A 15,640-nucleotide genomic window follows, 5' to 3' on the forward strand; every position below is an offset into this window, starting at 1 on the left:
GGGGTCAGAGCGCGAATTTCGGGGGTGCGCTCTGACCCCGACTGACTATTGATTCGGGGTCAGAGCGCGAATTTCACGCTTGCGCTCTGACCCCGACTGACTTTACGACTGACTACGCCTCGACGTAGATCGCGCGAAAATCGTTCACGTTGGTCAGCGTCGGCCCCGTGACCAGCGAATCGCCCAGCGCGCGAAAGAACGTGTGCGCGTCATTGTTCTCGAGGCTCGCGCGCGGCGGCATGCCGTGTGCCCAGCCGCGCGCCAGCGTATCCGGCGCGACGAAGGCGCCGGCGATTTCCTCGGCGCCGTCGACGCCGTCCGTGTCCCCCGCCAGCGCATGGATGCCGGGCGCGCCGTCCAGCGCGACGGCCAGCGCCAGCAAGAATTCCACGTTGCGCCCGCCGCGGCCGTCGCCGCGAATGGTGACCGTCGTCTCGCCGCCGGACAGCAGCACGCACGGCCCCGCAACCGGCTGGCCGTGGCGGCGCGCCTGCAGGGCGATGCCGGCCATGACCTTGGCCACGTCGCGCGCCTCGCCTTCGATGCTGTCGCCGAGGATCAGCGGCGTGACCCCGGCCTTGCGCGCGACGTCCGCCGCCGCCTCGAGCGCCATCTGCGGCGACGCGACGATGTGCGTGGTCACGTTTTCCAGGCGGCGCGCGCCCGGCTTGACGGTCTCGCCGGCCCCGGACTCCAGCAGGCGCCGCGCACCCGCCGGCAGGTCGATGCCGTAGCGGCGCACGACCTCCAGCGCATCCGCGCACGTCGTTGGGTCGGCCACGGTGGGGCCGGACGCGATGTCCATCGGGTTGTCGCCCGGGACGTCGGAAATCAGGAGGTTGACCACGCGCGCCGGGTGGCAGGCCGCGGCCAGCCGGCCGCCTTTGATGGAGGACAGGTGGCGGCGCACGCAATTCATTTCCGTGATGCTGGCGCCGGACGCGAGCAGCGCGCGGTTGATCGCCTGCTTGTCTTCCAGGGTGACGCCCTCGCCCGGCAGCGGCAGCAGCGCGGAGCCGCCGCCGGAGATCAGGCAGATCACGAGGTCGTCCGCCGACAGGCCGCGCACCGTGCGCAGCATGCGCTGGGCGGCTTCGCGGCCGGCCGCGTCGGGCACCGGGTGGGCGGCTTCGACGATCTCGATGCGCTCGCACGGCACCGCATAGCCGTAGCGCGTGACGACGAGGCCCGACAGCGGACCGGGCCAGCTGCGCTCCAGCGCCCGGGCCATCGCGGCCGACGCCTTGCCGGCGCCGATCACCACCGTGCGGCCCTTCGGCGGCGCCGGCAGGTTGCGCGGGATGCAGAGCGCGGGCTGGGCCGCGTCGACGGCGGCGGTGAACATGTTGGACAGCAGTTCGCGCGGATTCATCGTATTTTTTGTCGTCATTGTCGTGGTAGGGTGGGCACCCCCGTGCCCACCAAACGCATGTATCCCGGCGACGCATGGTGGGCACGGGGTGCCCACCCTACGAACCGATCTCGAAATTGGCCATGATCTCGAGCGCGCGCACCATCGCGGAATGGTCCCAGCCGCCGCCGCCGTGCGCGGCGCAGGTGTTGAACAACTCTTGCGCCGTCGCCGTGTTCGGCAGCGCGACGCCCAGCTGGCGGCCCGTGGTCAGCGCCAGGTTCAGGTCCTTGCGGTGCAGGTCGATGCGGAAGCCCGGCGCGAACGTGCGCTTGACCATGCGCTCGCCATGCACTTCCAGGATGCGCGACGCCGCGAAACCGCCCATCAGCGCCTCGCGCACGCGGGCCGGGTCGGCGCCGGCCTTGGCGGCCAGCAGCAGGGCCTCGCCCACGGCTTCGATGGTCAGCGCGACGATGATCTGGTTGGCGACCTTGGTGATCTGGCCGTCGCCGTTGCCGCCGACGAGCGTGATGTTCTTGCCCATTTTCTGGAACAGCGGCTTGACCTTCTCGAACGCCGCCTCGCTGCCGCCGACCATGATGGTCAGGCTCGCGGCCTTCGCGCCCACTTCGCCGCCCGACACCGGCGCGTCGAGGTATTCGCAGCCCAGAGCGTTGATGCGGCGCGCGAAGTCCTTGGTGGCGACCGGGGAGATCGAGCTCATGTCGACGACGATCTTGCCGGCGGAGAGACTCGAGGCGACGCCGTCCTTGCCGAACAGGACCTCGTCGACCTGCGGCGTGTCCGGGACCATGATGAAGATGATATCGGCCTGCGCCGCCACTTCGGCGCCGTTCAGGCACACGCGCGCGCCCGCCTCGACGAGGGCCGACGGGGTCGGGCCGACGGTGTTCGTGAACAGCGTGTGGCCGTCCTCGATGAGGTGTTGCGCCATCGGGGCACCCATGATGCCCAGGCCGATGAATCCGATGTTTGCCATGATGTGTCTCCTTCGATGTTTGATTAAGCGGTCAGCGCGGCGATCCAGCCCAGGCCCGCGCGGGTGTCGGACGCCGGCTTGTATTCGCAGCCGATCCAGCCGTCGTAGCCGATGCGGTCCAGGTGCTTGAACAAGAACGGATAGTTGATCTCGCCCGTTCCCGGCTCGTTGCGGCCCGGGTTGTCCGCGACCTGGATGTGGGCGATGCGCGCCAGGTTGCGCTCGATCGTCTGCGCCAGCTCCCCTTCCGTGCGCTGGGCGTGGTAGACGTCGTACTGGACGAACAGGTTGTCCGCGCCCACCGATTCGATCAGGTCCAGGGCCTGCAGCGTCGTGTTCAGGTAGAAGCCCGTGATGTCGTAGGTGTTGATCGGCTCGATCAGCAGCTTGATGCCGGCCTGTTTCAGTTGCGTCGCCGCGTAGCGCAGGTTCTCGACGACGGTGCGGCGCAAGGTGCCTTCGTCGACGCCCGCCGGGGCGATGCCGACGAGGCAGTTCACCTGGCGGCAGCCCAGCACCTGCGCATAGTCGATGGCGCGGGCGACGCCCTCGCGGAACTCGGCCTCGCGGCCGGGCAGCACGGCGATGCCGCGCTCGCCCTTGTCCCAGTCGCCGGCCGGCAGGTTGTGCAGGACCTGGGTAAGGCCGAATTCCTGCAGGCGTTCCGCCAGCGCTTCCTTCTCGAAGCCGTACGGGAACAGGTATTCGACGCCGGCGAAGCCCGCGTCACGGGCCGCCTCGAAGCGGTCGAGGAACGGCAGTTCGTTGAACAGCATCGTCAGGTTGGCAGCAAATCGTGGCATGGTTCTTCCCTCCTTCAGGCGCAAATTGCGGTCGGTGCGTCGCCCGGATGCTCGGCCAGCGCTTCGAATTCGTTGACGGCGTCGATCTCCGTGCCCATCGAGACGTTGGTCACGCGTTCCAGGATGATCTCGACGATCACCGGCACGCGGTGCGCCGCCATCAGGGCCTTCGCTTCGGCGAACGCCGGCTGGATGTCGTCGACGTCGCGCACCCGGATCGCCTTGCAGCCCAGGCCTTCCGCGATCGCCACATGGTCCACGCCGTACGCGCCGAGCTGCGGGGCGTTGATGTTCTCGAACGAGAGCTGGACGCAGTAATCCATGTCGAAGCCGCGCTGGGCCTGGCGGATCAGGCCGAGGTAGGCGTTGTTCACGACGACGTGCAGGTAAGGCAGCTTGAACTGCGCGCCGACGGCCAGTTCCTCGATCATGAACTGGAAGTCGTAGTCGCCCGAGACCGCGACGACGTCCGTCTTGGCTCCGGACGCGACGACGCCGAGCGCCGCCGGCACGGTCCAGCCCAGCGGGCCCGCCTGACCGCAGTTGATCCAGTTGCGCGGCTTGTACACGTGCAGGAACTGTGCGGCCGCGATCTGCGACAGGCCGATCGTGCTGACGTAGGTCGTGTCCTTGCCGAACGCGCGGTTCATTTCCTCGTACACGCGCTGCGGCTTGATCGGCGTGGTCTCGAAGTGGGTCTTGCGCAGCAAGGTGCGCTTGCGTCCCTGGCACTGCGCCACCCAGGCGCTCCGGTCCGGCAGGCCGCCGATGGATTGCATGCCGCGGGCCACGTCGATCAGCAGGTCCAGCGCGGCGCCGGCGTCGGAGACGATGCCGTAGTCCGGGCCGAACACGCGGCCGATCTGCGTGGGCTCGATGTCGATGTGGACGAATTTGCGGCCCTTCTTGTACACGTCGACGGAGCCGGTGTGGCGGTTCGCCCAGCGGTTGCCGATGCCGATGACGAAATCGGATTCCAGCATCGTCGCGTTGCCGTAGCGGTGCGACGTCTGCAGGCCGACCATGCCGGCCATCAGCGGGTGGTCGTCGGGGATCGCGCCCCAGCCCATCAACGTGGGGATCACGGGCACGCCGACGATCTCGGCGAATTCCTGCAGGCGGGCCGCGGCATCCGCGTTGATCACGCCGCCGCCGCAGACGATCAGCGGGCGCTCGGCCGCGTTCAGCATGGCCAGGGCCTTCTCGGCCTGGGCGCGGGTCGCGGCGGGCTTGTAAACCGGCAGCGGCTCGTAGGTGTCGATGTCGAATTCGATCTCCGCCACCTGCACGTCGAACGGCAGGTCGATCAGCACCGGACCCGGACGGCCCGAGCGCATGATGTGGAAGGCTTGCTGGAACACGCGCGGCACCAGGTCCGGCTCGCGCACCGTGACGGCCCACTTGGTGACCGGCTTGGCAATGGTCTCGATGTCGACGGCCTGGAAGTCTTCCTTGTACAGGCGGGCGCGGGGCGCCTGGCCCGTGATGCATAGGATAGGTATCGAATCGGCGGAGGCGGCATACAGGCCCGTGATCATGTCGGTGCCGGCCGGGCCGGACGTGCCGATGCACACGCCGATGTTGCCGGCCTTGGCGCGGGTATAGCCCTCGGCCATGTGCGAGGCGCCTTCGACGTGGCGGGCGAGCACGTGCTCGAAGCCGCCGTTCTTCTTCATTGCCGAGTAAAACGGGTTGATCGCGGCGCCGGGCACGCCGAACACCGTGCTCACACCTTCCTTGCGCAGCACTTCCGCCGCGGCGTCGATCGCTCTCATTCGGGCCATGTTCTCCTCCGTTGGTAGGGTTGGTTTTGACTGACGACCCATCGTATCGATAACCCACCGCAAGATGAATTGCTGCTATCATCGGCTCTGTCGATACTTTAAGTATTGAATGGAAGGGAAGCATGGACCGGTACACGGAAATCCGCAGTTTCGTCCTCATCACGGAAAAAGGCAGTTTCGCCGGCGCGGCGCTCACGGAAGGCGTGACGCCCGTCGTCATGGGCCGGCGCCTGGACGCGCTCGAGAAGCGCCTCGGCGTGCGCCTGATGCACCGCTCCACGCGGGGTCTCACGCTGACGGCGCTGGGCGAACAATTCATCGAACCGTGCCGCCAGCTGCTGCGCGATTTCGACATCACGGAAAACAGCATCAGCGCGGGCCGCAGCACGGTGCGGGGCCACCTCGTCGTCTCCGCGCCGGCCGCGTTCGGCCGCAAACACGTGGCGCCGCACGCGCCGGCTTTTCGTGCGATCCACACGGAACTCAAGATGTCGTTCAACTTCACCGACAGCGTCGTCGACCTGGTGCGCGAAGGCTACGACATGGCGATCCGCATCGGCGAAGTCACGGACCCGAACTATGTCGCGATCACGCTGTTCCCGAACCGGCGCGTCGTGTGCGGCACGCCCGAGTACTTCGAACGCAACGGCGTGCCGCGCGCGCCGGAAGATCTCGCCCGCCACAACTGCCTCGCCTTCAACCTGCAGGGCGGCCAGCAGCGCGGCTGGACGTTCCAGCGCGACGGCAAGCTGTTCGCGGTGCGCGTGGACGGCGACCTCGCCTGCAACGACGGCGAGCTGCTGTTCGACTGGGTCAGGCAAGGGTTGGGCATCGGCTGGCGCTCGACGTGGGAGATCCAGGCCGAGTTGAAACGGGGCGAACTCGTGACGGTGCTGGACGACTACGCGGTCGGCAATTACCCGATCCAGGCCGTGTTCCCGCAGCAGCGCTACCTGCCCGCGAAGATCCGGCACTTCATCGATCACCTGAAGGCGGTGTACAACACGCCGGGCTATTGGGAACGGCAGCTCGGTGTCGGTTGACGGCCGTCAGGCGGCCACGCGGTCGGGCGCCGCGCCGGGGCCCTTGACGTTCGACAGCGCGACCTTGCCGGCGGCCGCGGCCCGCTGCAGGTCCGCGTCGGCCGCGGCGATCGCGTCCGGCGTCAGCACGGCCGCGTCGCGGATGCCGACGGCCTGGTTGCGGCCGCCGGTCTTGGCCGCGTACAGGCACAGGTCGGCGAGATGCACGAGCTGCTGCCAGTCCGGATCGACGGCGCCCGGGTTCAGGGCCTTGGGACAGAAGCCGATGGAAATCGTCGCGGTGAGTTCGCGGTCGTCGAGGGCGATCGGCGTGCCGCCCACGGCCGCCAGCACGCGGGCGCAGACCTGGCGCGCCTCGTCCGTGCCGATGCCGGGCAGGTAGGCCAGGAATTCCTCGCCGCCCCAGCGGATCAACACGTCCTGCTCGCGCAGCGCGCCGGCCAGCCGCGCGGCCACGTTTTTCAGGACGACGTCGCCGGCGCCATGCCCCAGCGTGTCGTTGATCGACTTGAAGCGGTCGATGTCCATCAGCAGGAACACGCCGCTAGTGCGGCCTTCCGCGCCGGCGCGGCGGTCGGCGTCGTCGCCCTTGCGGTGATGGCGCGGCACGACCTGCTCGTAGAAGTAATGGCGGTTGAATAGGCCCGTCAGCGAATCGCGCGTGCTTTGCGTGAACAGCTGGTCGTTCTTCTGCTGCAGCGCCTTGTTCGCCTTGGCCACACGCCCGTACAGCAGGGCGATCACGACGACGGCGCCGAGCGTGATCGCGGCGAGCAGCGCCCACAGCGTGCGCAGGCGCCGTTCGTTGTGCAGCGCCGCCGCGCGCAGCGCGCTTTCGTGCTGGAGCGCGGCCAGCTCGTTCTGCTTCTTCTGGTCGGCCCGGGCGCGCTGCACCGCTTCGTACGACAGCTGCTTTTCCTTGCGCCACGCGGCCAGCGACACCGATCCCGCCTTCTCGACCACCTGCATCGCGCCGTCGCCTTCGCCCACCTGGTTCAGCGCGTGGGCGTAATCCAGCAGCATGCGCACGTACTGGTCGTCGCTTTGCAGGGCAAGGAGCGCCTGGTCGACCATGGCCCGGCCCTGCGCGATATTGCGCAGGCAGATTTCGACGATCCCGAGCCGGAAGGACGCGAGGTGGATGCCGCTCTCGTCGCCGACCTGGCGCGCGATGCGCAGCGCCCGGGTCGCCACCCGTTCCGCCTCGCCATAGCGGCGCGACTGGATGTAGATCTCGGCGAGATTCGCCAGCGGCACGGCCAGCCGCGCCTTCGCGTCCAGTTTGTCGAGCAGGTCCACGGCGGCCTGCAAGGCTTTCTCCGCGCGCCGGGGCTGGCCGGCCCGCGCGGCCACGGCGTATTCCGCCAGGCGCGCGTGCGCGAGCTGCGCCGGGATCTTGCGGTCGCGCGCGAGCCGGATCAATTCATCGGTGAGGGCCAGCGCTTCGCGATCGCTGCCCACGCTCGCCAGCATGCGCGTCTGCTGGCGCAGGGCCAGCGACAGCGCGTCCGGATCGTCGCCCTCGCGGGCCAGCGCCACCGCCTGCGTCGTGAGCTCGATGGCGCCGGCCGTGTCGCCGTCGTCTTCCGCCAGCAGGCCCTGGGTGACCAGCGCCTGCGTGCGCAGGTACGCGTCGTGCGTGCCGTCCGCCAGCCGGCCGGCGGCGTCGATCAGCCGGCGCGCCGCCTGCTGGTCGTGCACGTACTTGGACAGCGGATTGGCATGACCCAGCATCGCCTCGGCCAGCAGGACGTCGTCATGGGTATCGCGCCCGATGCGTTCGGCCTGGACGGCGGCCGCGATGGCGCGATCCTTGTCACGCAGCCAATAATACGCGCGGCTCGTTTCGACCAGCACGTAACCAAGTTCCGCGCCCGTGCGGCCCTGCTTCAACACATCGAGCCGGCGCAGCGCCTCCCTGGGCGTGACATAGGATTGTTCCCGGACGACCGCCAGGTCGCGGGTGAAGTCTTCGTGCGGATCGCCGGCATGGGCCGCGGCCGCCTGGCAGACGAGCAGCAGGCCCAACAGGATCCGGCGCACAACCATGCTTCCTCCGTTACGTAGACCTAAATAGTAACATCAGGAAACGTGAAATTCCACAAATCAATATGTAACGTGTCGTTTCGGCGCAGGGCATCGCCGCTCCAGGGCTGAAACAGTGGGAACCGGAAGAAGCATGCCAAAACTTACCGAGTGGCAAAACATAAACGCAACAGAACACGCGATTTACTCAAATTTAAAGTGCCACTTGGAAATTTTAATGCGCCGAACATGTTTACACTGTGGCCCCAGCACCTCGTCTGCCATAAGATCATCCGGAGAAATGATGAATTTCCTACATCGCATCAGGATCGCGACGCAACTGTATGTCGCATTCGCCCTCATCCTGTCCATCACGCTCGTCGTGTCCATTCTCTCGGTCTCCCGGGTCAACAGTATCGACGGCGCGCTCCAGGCCGAGAATCGCGTGCGCAACAGCGAACTGGAGCCGTTGTACGCGGCGCGCGAAGCGCTCGACCAGACGGGCATCGCGGCGCGCAACGCCTACGTGTTCAAGGACGACGCGGCGGCGAACCGCGAACTCGCTCTCCTCGACGGCTACCGGACCGAGTACCTCGCGGCGCTCGCCCAGCTCGACGCCGTGATGGGCGACGACGCGGAATACGCGCAGCTCAAGGTGTCCATGGTCAAGATGGCAAAAGAGCTGGACCAGCCCCGCGCCCACCGCTCGGCCGGCGACATGGAAGGTTTCGGCCGGTTCCTCGTGGAGGATTGCAGCCCGCTGCGCCGCCAGATCGTCGCCGACATGGGCAAACTGATCGCGCGCATCCAGCGCGACAACGCGGCGACGAGCGCCGCGGCGAGCCTGCAGGCGAAGGAAGCGCGGTACTGGATTTCCGGCCTGAGCGCCGTGTCGGCCATCCTGTGCGCCGTCGTCGGGATGGTGATCGTGCGCAGTCTCGTCGGCCAGCTGGGCGGCGAGCCGGCCGACGCCACACGCGTGGCGCAAGCGATCGCCAGCGGCCAGCTGGCGTGCGCGGTGGACGTCTCGCGCGCGGGACCATCGAGCATGATCCATGCGATGAACGCGATGCGCCACGGCCTGTCGGACATCGTCACGCGGGTGCGCACGGGGACGGAGACGATCGCGTCGGCCTCCTCCCAGATCGCGACCGGCAACAACGACCTGTCGAGCCGCACGGAGACGCAGGCGGCCACGCTCGCGCAGGTCAAGGATTCGATGACGCAGCTCGTCGACTCCGTTCACCAGAACGCGGATTACGCGCGGCAGGCCAGTACGCTGGCCACCTCGGCGTCGACCGTGTCCGTGGAAGGCGGCGCCGCCGTCGACGAAGTCATCGCCACGATGCAGCTGATCCACGAGTCGTCGCGCAAGATCGTCGACATCATTTCCGTCATCGACGGCATCGCGTTCCAGACCAACATCCTCGCCTTGAACGCGGCGGTGGAAGCCGCCAGGGCCGGCGAACAAGGCCGCGGCTTTGCCGTCGTCGCCGGCGAAGTGCGCAACCTGGCGCACCGCTCGGCCGCCGCGGCCAAGGAGATCAAGGCCCTGATCGAGGACTCGGTGGCGAAGGTCGGCGCCGGCACCACGCTCGTGGGCCACGCGGGCGAGACCATCCGCAAGGTGGTCGAAGGCGTGCAGCGCGTGAGCGGGATCATGGACCACATCAGCAACGCGACGCAGTCGCAGCAGGCCGACATCGGCCGCGTGGACAGCGCGATCTCGCACCTGGACGAGATGACGATGCAGAACGCGTCCCTGGTCGAGGAAGCTGCCGCGGCGGCGGAATCGCTGCGGGTCCAGGCGGTCGAGCTCAGCGCGGTCGTGAACATCTTCCAGGTCGAAAACGCCGCGCCGGCGCGCCAAGGCCAGCGCCAGGGCCAGGGCCAGCGCCGCCTCGCCGTCGCCTGACCTGGCCGGGTCAGGCCGCGCTAGGCCGGCATCGTTTCGCCGGCCCGCAAGGTCAGCACGCGCACACCGCCGCGCGTGACGGCGACGGTGTGCTCGAACTGCGCGGACAGCGCGCCGTCGCACGTGACGACGGTCCAGCCGTCGTCCTCCGTCCGCACGGCGTGGCGGCCCGCGTTGAGCATCGGCTCGATGGTGAACACCATCCCTTCGCGCAGCACGAGGCCCGTACGGGGCCGGCCCCAGTGCAGCACCTGCGGCGGCTCGTGCATCTCGCGTCCGATGCCGTGGCCGCAGTATTCGCGCACCACGGCATACCCGTGGCGCCGCGCATGCCGTTCGATCGCGTGCCCCACGTCGCCCAGCCGCGCGCCGGGTCGCACGGCGCGGATGCCCTTCCACATCGCCTCGTACGTCACCCGCACGAGCCGCTTCGCTTCCGGCGCCACGTCCCCGACGAGATAGGTCTTGCTGGAGTCGGCGATGTAGCCGTTCTTTTCCAGGGTGATGTCGAAGTTGACGATGTCCCCGCTTTGCAGGATCTCCGCCGCCGACGGCACGCCGTGGCACACGACGTCGTTGCGCGACGTGTTCATGGCGTAGGCGAAGCCGTACTGGCCCTTGCTGGCCGGGCGCGCCTCCAGCGTGTTCACGATGAAGTCGTCGACCAGGTCGTTCACCTGCAGGGTCGACATGCCGATCAGGTTCTGCCGGTCGAGATGGCCGAACACGTCCGCCAGCAGCTTGCCGGCCGCCGCCATCAACGCGATTTCTTCCGGACGCTTGGTCATGACGCGACCTTGAGGGCCTGCGGGACGACGCCCGCCGCCCGCAGTTCGCGCGCCATGATCTCGTTGAAGCTCTGCGTGGGATGCAGTTCGCACAGCATGCCGATGCGAACCCAGAACGCGGCCTGCGCATTGATCGAGCGGCACGACACGGTGCTGGCCTTGCGGATCTGGTCGTGCAGTTCGTCTTCGATGTTCACGATGCCCATCATATTCTCCATATACAGAACGTATATGGATTATATGCGAATCGTACGCCAAGGCAAGCTCACTTCCAGGCGATGCTCTCCAGTTCATCGGAAATGACCTGCTGCCCGTACTCCACCATGAATTCGTGGAACGACGCGGCCACGGTGGGAATCGCGCGCGCCGCCTTGTGCATCACGTGCCACTGGCCCTGCACGACGACGCCCGGCACCGGCAGCACGCACAGCAGCCGGTTGCGCACTTCCAGCGTGCAGGCGTGCACGGACAGGAACGCGACGCCCAGGCCCGCCGCCGTCATCTGCTTGATCGCCTCGTTGCTGGACAACTCGGAGCCGATCGCGAGCGCCACGCCTTCTTCCTCGTAGCGGCGCTCGATCGCGGCGCGCGTGCCCGAGCCGCGCTCGCGCACGAGCAGGTTGTGGGCGCCGATGTCGGCCAGCGTCACCGCCTCCTGCTCCAGCAGCGGGTGGCCGGGCGCGACGAAGAAGGCCATCGGGTGGCGCGCGAAGCGGCTGGCGCTGGTCGGGAATTCGCGCGGCGGCGTGCCCATGATGGCGAGGTCGATCTCGTCGCGCGACAGCATGCCGATCACCTCCGGGCGCGAGCCCACCTGCAGCTTGATGCGCACGTGCGGGCGGCCCGTCGTGAAGCGCACGAGCATCGGCGGCAGCAGGTGCTCCGCCGTCATCACGGCGCCGATCCGCAGCGTGCCGGACGTCACGCCCTTCAGCGCGGCGATCTCGTCGCCCGCCTCTTCCCACAGGCCGAGGATGCGCTCCGCATACCCCACCAACAGTTCCCCCGCCGCCGTCATCTGGATGTTGCGGCCCTGGCGGCGCGTGAGCGGCACGCCGGCCGCCTCCTCCAGCAGTTTCAGGTGCAGCGACACCGCGGGCTGCGTCACGTGCATCGCCTCGGCCGCGCGCGACACGCTCTGGTGGCGCGCCACCAGCATCAGCGCGTGCAGCTGTTTGAAGCTGGCTGGATACATAAGTGATTCCTTATCAGTTTTTAAAAAAGATTTATTTTTATTTTATCCCGCTCGACCGTATAGTAAAGTCAATTCAGCGACAACGGCTCACAAAAGGAGATCATCATGACGGCACAAGCGTTCATCTTCGACTTATCCGCATTCCGTACGGCCGAGGCGCCCGCCGAGGCGCAGCGCCTGCTCGACCAGGCCCTGGAAAACGGCCTGCCGTGCGCCCTGATCTCCGAACTGCCGTACGAACAGGCCGGCGAGCAGCTGCGCCGCCGCTTCGGCGACACCGCCCACCACATCTTTTCCGTCGTGCTGACGGGCGCCGACTTCGAAGCGCGCGGCCACAAGGCCCCGTATTCCGTCGTGCTGGACCAGCTGGGCGTACCGGCCGACGACGCGCTGGCCGTGACCACCTCGCCGCGCGCCATCGCCGCCGCCCGCGTCGCCCACATCGGCGTACGGACGCCGAAGACGGTCGTCATGCGCAAGTCCGTACGCAAGGTGGCCATGCACACCGCGACACACTGAGCAGTCTTCCCGGCATCCGCGGGCGCTGCTCCGCCGGATGCGCGAATGCAGCGCGGCGCCGGCGGACCCCGCCTCCGCCGCATCGATTCGAAAAAGAAGGGAGCACACCATGCAGTCCATCGTCATCGTCGGAGGCGGCGTCGCCGGCCTCGAACTCGCCACCCGGCTCGGCCGCCGCTTGGGCAGCAGCCACAAGGATCGCGTGATCCTCGTCGACAGCGCGCCCACCCACTTCTGGAAACCCCTGCTGCACGCGGTCGCCGCCGGCACCATCGACCCGGCCGACCACATGATCGACTACGCGCGCCAGGCCATCGACAATCACTTCACGTTCGTGTGCGGCGAAGTCGTCCACGTCGACCGCGCGCGCCGCACCCTGACGGTCCGCAGCCGTTTCGACGACGCGCCGGACGCGCACACGACGATCGACTACGACCGGCTCGTGCTGGCCTACGGCTCCGTGACGAACTTCTTCGGCATCCCGGGGGCGAGTGAACACTGCCTGGCGCTCGACAGCGTCAAGGGCGCGGAAACCTTCCGCCAGCGCTTCCTCGGCCTGTGCGCCCAGGCGGGACGGCGCCGCAACGCCCGCACGGACGCCGGCGCGCCCCTGATCGACATCGTCATCGTGGGCGCCGGCCCGACCGGCATCGAGCTGGCGGCCGACCTGCGCCACACGGTCGACACGCTCGCCCACTACGGCCTCGCGGGCCTGGAATCGCCGCACCAGGTGCACATCCGGATCGTCGAGCGGGGACCGCAGGTGCTGCCGTCGCTGGACGCGGAGGCGTCGAGCCTGGCCGTGCGCAAGCTGCGCGCGATGGGCATCGAGATCTGCACCGACACGGCGATCGCCGAAGTGCGAGACGACGAACTGACGACGACGGACGGCCGCGTGTTCCCCGCCGCGATCACCGTGTGGGCGGCCGGCGTGAAAGGCCCGGCGTTCAGCACGGGACTGAACGTGGCCCTGAACCGCAACGACCAGGTCGTCGTCGACGGCAGGTTGCGCAGCGTGACGGACCCGGACATCCACGCAATGGGCGATTGCTGCACCTTGCTCAATCCGGACAAGACGGCGATGGCGCCGCCCAGCGCCCAGGCCGCGCGCCAGCAGGCGATCTACCTGGCGAAGGTGCTGACGCACAAGGCGCCGGATGGGCTGGCCGGCTTCCAGTACCGCGACTACGGCACGCTCGTGTCGCTGGGCCGGGCGGGCGCCGTCGGCATCCTGCGCCGGGCGATCGGCAACCGCCACCTGCACGTCAGGGGCCCGTTCGCGCTCGCGATGTACGGCCTCACGTACCAGCGCCACGTGATGGGCCATCTCGGACCGGTGCGGATGTGCGGCAACCTGCTGGCGCGCTGGTTCCGCTCGAAAATGCTCATGCCGGTGCGCTGGCATTAAGGGTTGACCGGCGCGGCCGCGCGGGCGACGCCGTCTGACGCCTACAACCGCGCCAGCCGCGCGCCGTCCACGCGCAGCGACGTGCCGTCGACGAAGCGGGCCTCGTCCGCGAGCAGGAAGGCGATGGCGGCCGCGATGTCGGCGGCGGCGCCCACGTCGGCCTTGTCGATGACTTCGACGCCGGCCTGCACGTTCGGATTACCCCACAACATGGGCGTGTCGACGGCGCCCGGCAGCACGGCGTTGACACGCAGGCCCTTCGCCTTGCCCTCCAGCGCCGCGGAGCGCGTGAGCGACAGCAGCGCCGCCTTCGCGGCCGCATACGGCGCGACGAGCGGCTCCGTCTCGACGGCGTGCACGCTGGAGACGTTGACGATGGCCCCGCCGCGGCGCATGCGCAGGAACGCCTGCTTGGTGAAGAAGAAGGCGCCCAGCAGGTCGACGTCGAGGATGCCGCGCCAATCCTGCTCCGTCTGTTGCTCGATGGGCTTGAACAGCATCGTGCCCGCATTGTTGACGACGAAGTCCAGGGCGCCGAACTGCTTGATCGTCGCGTCCACGGCGGCGATCACCCGGTCTTCGCGCGCGACGTCGCACACGACGGTGGCGCTGCGCGCCGGATCGAATTCCCGACCCAGGCCGGCGCGGACGGCGTCGAGCCGGTCCTGGTGCAAGTCGGCCAGCATGACGCTGGCGCCCCCCTGCAGCAAGCGCCGCACGATGGCCTGGCCGATGCCGCCGGACGCGCCGGTGACGATGGCGATGCGCTGGTCGAACTCCATGATCCCTCCTGTGCATGTCCATGACCGGCACGACGATACCACGGGAGGCCCGCTGACCGGCGCATGGGTCATAATCGCGGTCGTCGCAATCGCATCGTTCCAGGAAAACCTATGTTCGAGATCAGCCAGCTCCGCTGCTTCGTGGCCGTCGCCGAGGAATTGCATTTCAGCCGCGCGGCGGAGCGCCTGAACATGACCCAGCCTCCGCTGAGCCGGCAGATCCGCCTGCTGGAACACCATGTGGGCGCCCAGCTACTGGAACGCAACAGCCGCGCGGTGCGGCTGACGGCGGCCGGCAAGGCCTTTTTTCCGGAAGCGGCGCGCATCCTCCGTATCGCGGAGGAAGCGACCTTCGTCGCCCGCCGCGCCGCGAAGGGCGAGCAAGGGACGCTGGCCATCGGCTTCACGTCGGCGTCCGGCTACAGCCTGTTGCCGGAAGTCGTGCGGCGCCTGCGCGAGCGCGCGCCCGGCATCTCGCTCAACCTCAAGGAACTGGTCAGCACGGCGCAGGTGGAAGCGCTGAACGCGGGCGAGCTGGATCTGGGCCTGATGCGGCCCCACCCCGTCAACGGAGAGCTCGACAGCCAGCTGATCGCGACGGAAGCCCTGATGCTGGCCATCCACGAGCGCGACGCCGGCCGGTGGCCCGCCGCGCCCACCCTCGCCGACCTGCACGGCCGGCCGTTCGTCATGTATTCGCCGTACGAGGCACGGCCCTTCCACCAGATGCTCAGCGAACGTTTCGCCCGCGCCGGCGTCGTGCCGGACGTCGTCGAACAGGTGGGGCAAGTCCATACCATGCTGGCGCTGGTCCGCGCCGGCGTGGGCGCCGCCCTCATCGCGGAAGGTGCCGGAACGCTCAAGTTCGACGGCGTCGTCCTGCGCACGATGGCGACGGAGCCCGTCGAAATGGTCTGCACCTACCGCCGCAATCACGACAACCCGGTGCTGCAACTGTTCCTGGACGAAGTCCTGCCGACGTTCCAGGCGGGATGAATTCAATTTATGAATACTTCCCATCATA

14 protein-coding genes are annotated in these 15,640 nt (G+C 68.2%); 5 read left to right on the forward strand and 9 right to left on the reverse strand.

From position 1 onward, the window contains the following. Positions 1-112 precede the first annotated feature (112 nt). The 4 genes from ISF28_RS23450 to gcl all read right to left on the reverse strand — a co-directional run bounded on the left by ISF28_RS23450 (position 113) and on the right by gcl (position 4,941). Positions 113-1,372, reverse strand: a complete 1,260-nt coding sequence (locus ISF28_RS23450) for a glycerate kinase type-2 family protein (protein WP_229519325.1) — start codon at positions 1,370-1,372, stop codon at positions 113-115. 97 nt (positions 1,373-1,469) lie between these two features. Continuing rightward, positions 1,470-2,354, reverse strand: coding sequence for a 2-hydroxy-3-oxopropionate reductase (locus ISF28_RS23455; protein WP_198119588.1), 885 nt, complete (start codon positions 2,352-2,354; stop codon positions 1,470-1,472). A 23-nt stretch (positions 2,355-2,377) separates the two neighbouring features. Next, positions 2,378-3,157, reverse strand: coding sequence for a hydroxypyruvate isomerase (gene hyi / locus ISF28_RS23460; protein WP_198119589.1), 780 nt, complete (start codon positions 3,155-3,157; stop codon positions 2,378-2,380). A gap of 14 nt (positions 3,158-3,171) precedes the next feature. Next, a complete protein-coding gene (gene gcl, locus ISF28_RS23465; protein WP_198119590.1) occupies positions 3,172-4,941 on the reverse strand; it encodes a glyoxylate carboligase in 1,770 nt (589 codons plus the stop codon). Between the two features lie 122 nt (positions 4,942-5,063). Between gcl and ISF28_RS23470 the strand changes: the two genes are divergently transcribed. Then, complete coding sequence (locus ISF28_RS23470) at positions 5,064-5,984, forward strand: LysR family transcriptional regulator (protein ID WP_198119591.1); 921 nt, start codon at positions 5,064-5,066, stop codon at positions 5,982-5,984. Positions 5,985-5,990: 6 nt separating this feature from the next. On the opposite strand, the gene ISF28_RS23475 is transcribed toward ISF28_RS23470, so the two are convergent. Next, entirely contained in the window at positions 5,991-8,033 is a 2,043-nt protein-coding gene (locus tag ISF28_RS23475) for a diguanylate cyclase (protein WP_198119592.1), read from the reverse strand. A gap of 280 nt (positions 8,034-8,313) precedes the next feature. Between ISF28_RS23475 and ISF28_RS23480 the strand changes: the two genes are divergently transcribed. Continuing rightward, entirely contained in the window at positions 8,314-9,924 is a 1,611-nt protein-coding gene (locus ISF28_RS23480; protein WP_229519326.1) for a methyl-accepting chemotaxis protein, read from the forward strand. Between the two features lie 20 nt (positions 9,925-9,944). Here the strand turns inward: ISF28_RS23480 and map are convergent, their stop codons facing one another. From map to ISF28_RS23495, 3 genes are read right to left on the reverse strand one after another with little or no spacing between them, the layout of a single operon-like run. After that, positions 9,945-10,712: a type I methionyl aminopeptidase gene (map, locus tag ISF28_RS23485; RefSeq protein ID WP_198119594.1), complete on the reverse strand. Its 768-nt coding sequence runs from the start codon at positions 10,710-10,712 to the stop codon at positions 9,945-9,947. Then, on the reverse strand, positions 10,709-10,918 hold the full coding sequence (locus ISF28_RS23490; protein WP_105376928.1) for a ParD-like family protein: 210 nt from the start codon (positions 10,916-10,918) through the stop codon (positions 10,709-10,711). The genes map and ISF28_RS23490 overlap by 4 nt, the downstream gene beginning before the upstream one ends. 59 nt (positions 10,919-10,977) lie before the next feature. Continuing rightward, on the reverse strand, positions 10,978-11,907 hold the full coding sequence (locus ISF28_RS23495) for a LysR family transcriptional regulator (protein WP_198119595.1): 930 nt from the start codon (positions 11,905-11,907) through the stop codon (positions 10,978-10,980). Positions 11,908-12,012: 105 nt separating this feature from the next. Here ISF28_RS23495 and ISF28_RS23500 point away from each other — a divergent pair, with 105 nt between their 5' ends. After that, complete coding sequence (locus ISF28_RS23500; protein WP_198119596.1) at positions 12,013-12,426, forward strand: HAD family hydrolase; 414 nt, start codon at positions 12,013-12,015, stop codon at positions 12,424-12,426. Positions 12,427-12,535: 109 nt separating this feature from the next. Then, on the forward strand, positions 12,536-13,834 hold the full coding sequence (locus ISF28_RS23505; protein WP_198119597.1) for an NAD(P)/FAD-dependent oxidoreductase: 1,299 nt from the start codon (positions 12,536-12,538) through the stop codon (positions 13,832-13,834). A 41-nt stretch (positions 13,835-13,875) separates the two neighbouring features. Here the strand turns inward: ISF28_RS23505 and ISF28_RS23510 are convergent, their stop codons facing one another. After that, complete coding sequence (locus ISF28_RS23510) at positions 13,876-14,616, reverse strand: SDR family NAD(P)-dependent oxidoreductase (protein WP_198119598.1); 741 nt, start codon at positions 14,614-14,616, stop codon at positions 13,876-13,878. Between the two features lie 111 nt (positions 14,617-14,727). Here ISF28_RS23510 and ISF28_RS23515 point away from each other — a divergent pair, with 111 nt between their 5' ends. Further along, the gene (locus tag ISF28_RS23515) at positions 14,728-15,612 is read left to right on the forward strand and encodes a LysR family transcriptional regulator (RefSeq protein WP_198119599.1); all 885 of its coding nucleotides are present in this window, start codon (positions 14,728-14,730) and stop codon (positions 15,610-15,612) included. Positions 15,613-15,640: the final 28 nt, after the last annotated feature.

Source organism: Massilia rhizosphaerae (genome assembly GCF_016093545.1).
GTDB classification, from domain to species: domain Bacteria; phylum Pseudomonadota; class Gammaproteobacteria; order Burkholderiales; family Burkholderiaceae_D; genus Telluria; species Telluria rhizosphaerae.

Excerpts from the sequence above, each read along its gene's own strand:
- map (WP_198119594.1), bottom strand. The coding sequence starts at position 10,712 with ATGACCAAGCGTCCGGAAGAAATCGCGTTGATGGCGGCGGCCGGCAAG.
- gcl (WP_198119590.1), bottom strand. The coding sequence starts at position 4,941 with ATGGCCCGAATGAGAGCGATCGACGCCGCGGCGGAAGTGCTGCGCAAG.
- ISF28_RS23490 (WP_105376928.1), bottom strand. The coding sequence starts at position 10,918 with ATGGGCATCGTGAACATCGAAGACGAACTGCACGACCAGATCCGCAAG.
- ISF28_RS23505 (WP_198119597.1), top strand. The coding sequence starts at position 12,536 with ATGCAGTCCATCGTCATCGTCGGAGGCGGCGTCGCCGGCCTCGAACTC.
- ISF28_RS23450 (WP_229519325.1), bottom strand. The coding sequence starts at position 1,372 with ATGAATCCGCGCGAACTGCTGTCCAACATGTTCACCGCCGCCGTCGAC.
- ISF28_RS23480 (WP_229519326.1), top strand. The coding sequence starts at position 8,314 with ATGAATTTCCTACATCGCATCAGGATCGCGACGCAACTGTATGTCGCA.
- ISF28_RS23455 (WP_198119588.1), bottom strand. The coding sequence starts at position 2,354 with ATGGCAAACATCGGATTCATCGGCCTGGGCATCATGGGTGCCCCGATG.
- ISF28_RS23515 (WP_198119599.1), top strand. The coding sequence starts at position 14,728 with ATGTTCGAGATCAGCCAGCTCCGCTGCTTCGTGGCCGTCGCCGAGGAA.
- hyi (WP_198119589.1), bottom strand. The coding sequence starts at position 3,157 with ATGCCACGATTTGCTGCCAACCTGACGATGCTGTTCAACGAACTGCCG.
- ISF28_RS23495 (WP_198119595.1), bottom strand. The coding sequence starts at position 11,907 with ATGTATCCAGCCAGCTTCAAACAGCTGCACGCGCTGATGCTGGTGGCG.
- ISF28_RS23470 (WP_198119591.1), top strand. The coding sequence starts at position 5,064 with ATGGACCGGTACACGGAAATCCGCAGTTTCGTCCTCATCACGGAAAAA.
- ISF28_RS23500 (WP_198119596.1), top strand. The coding sequence starts at position 12,013 with ATGACGGCACAAGCGTTCATCTTCGACTTATCCGCATTCCGTACGGCC.
- ISF28_RS23510 (WP_198119598.1), bottom strand. The coding sequence starts at position 14,616 with ATGGAGTTCGACCAGCGCATCGCCATCGTCACCGGCGCGTCCGGCGGC.
- ISF28_RS23475 (WP_198119592.1), bottom strand. The coding sequence starts at position 8,033 with ATGGTTGTGCGCCGGATCCTGTTGGGCCTGCTGCTCGTCTGCCAGGCG.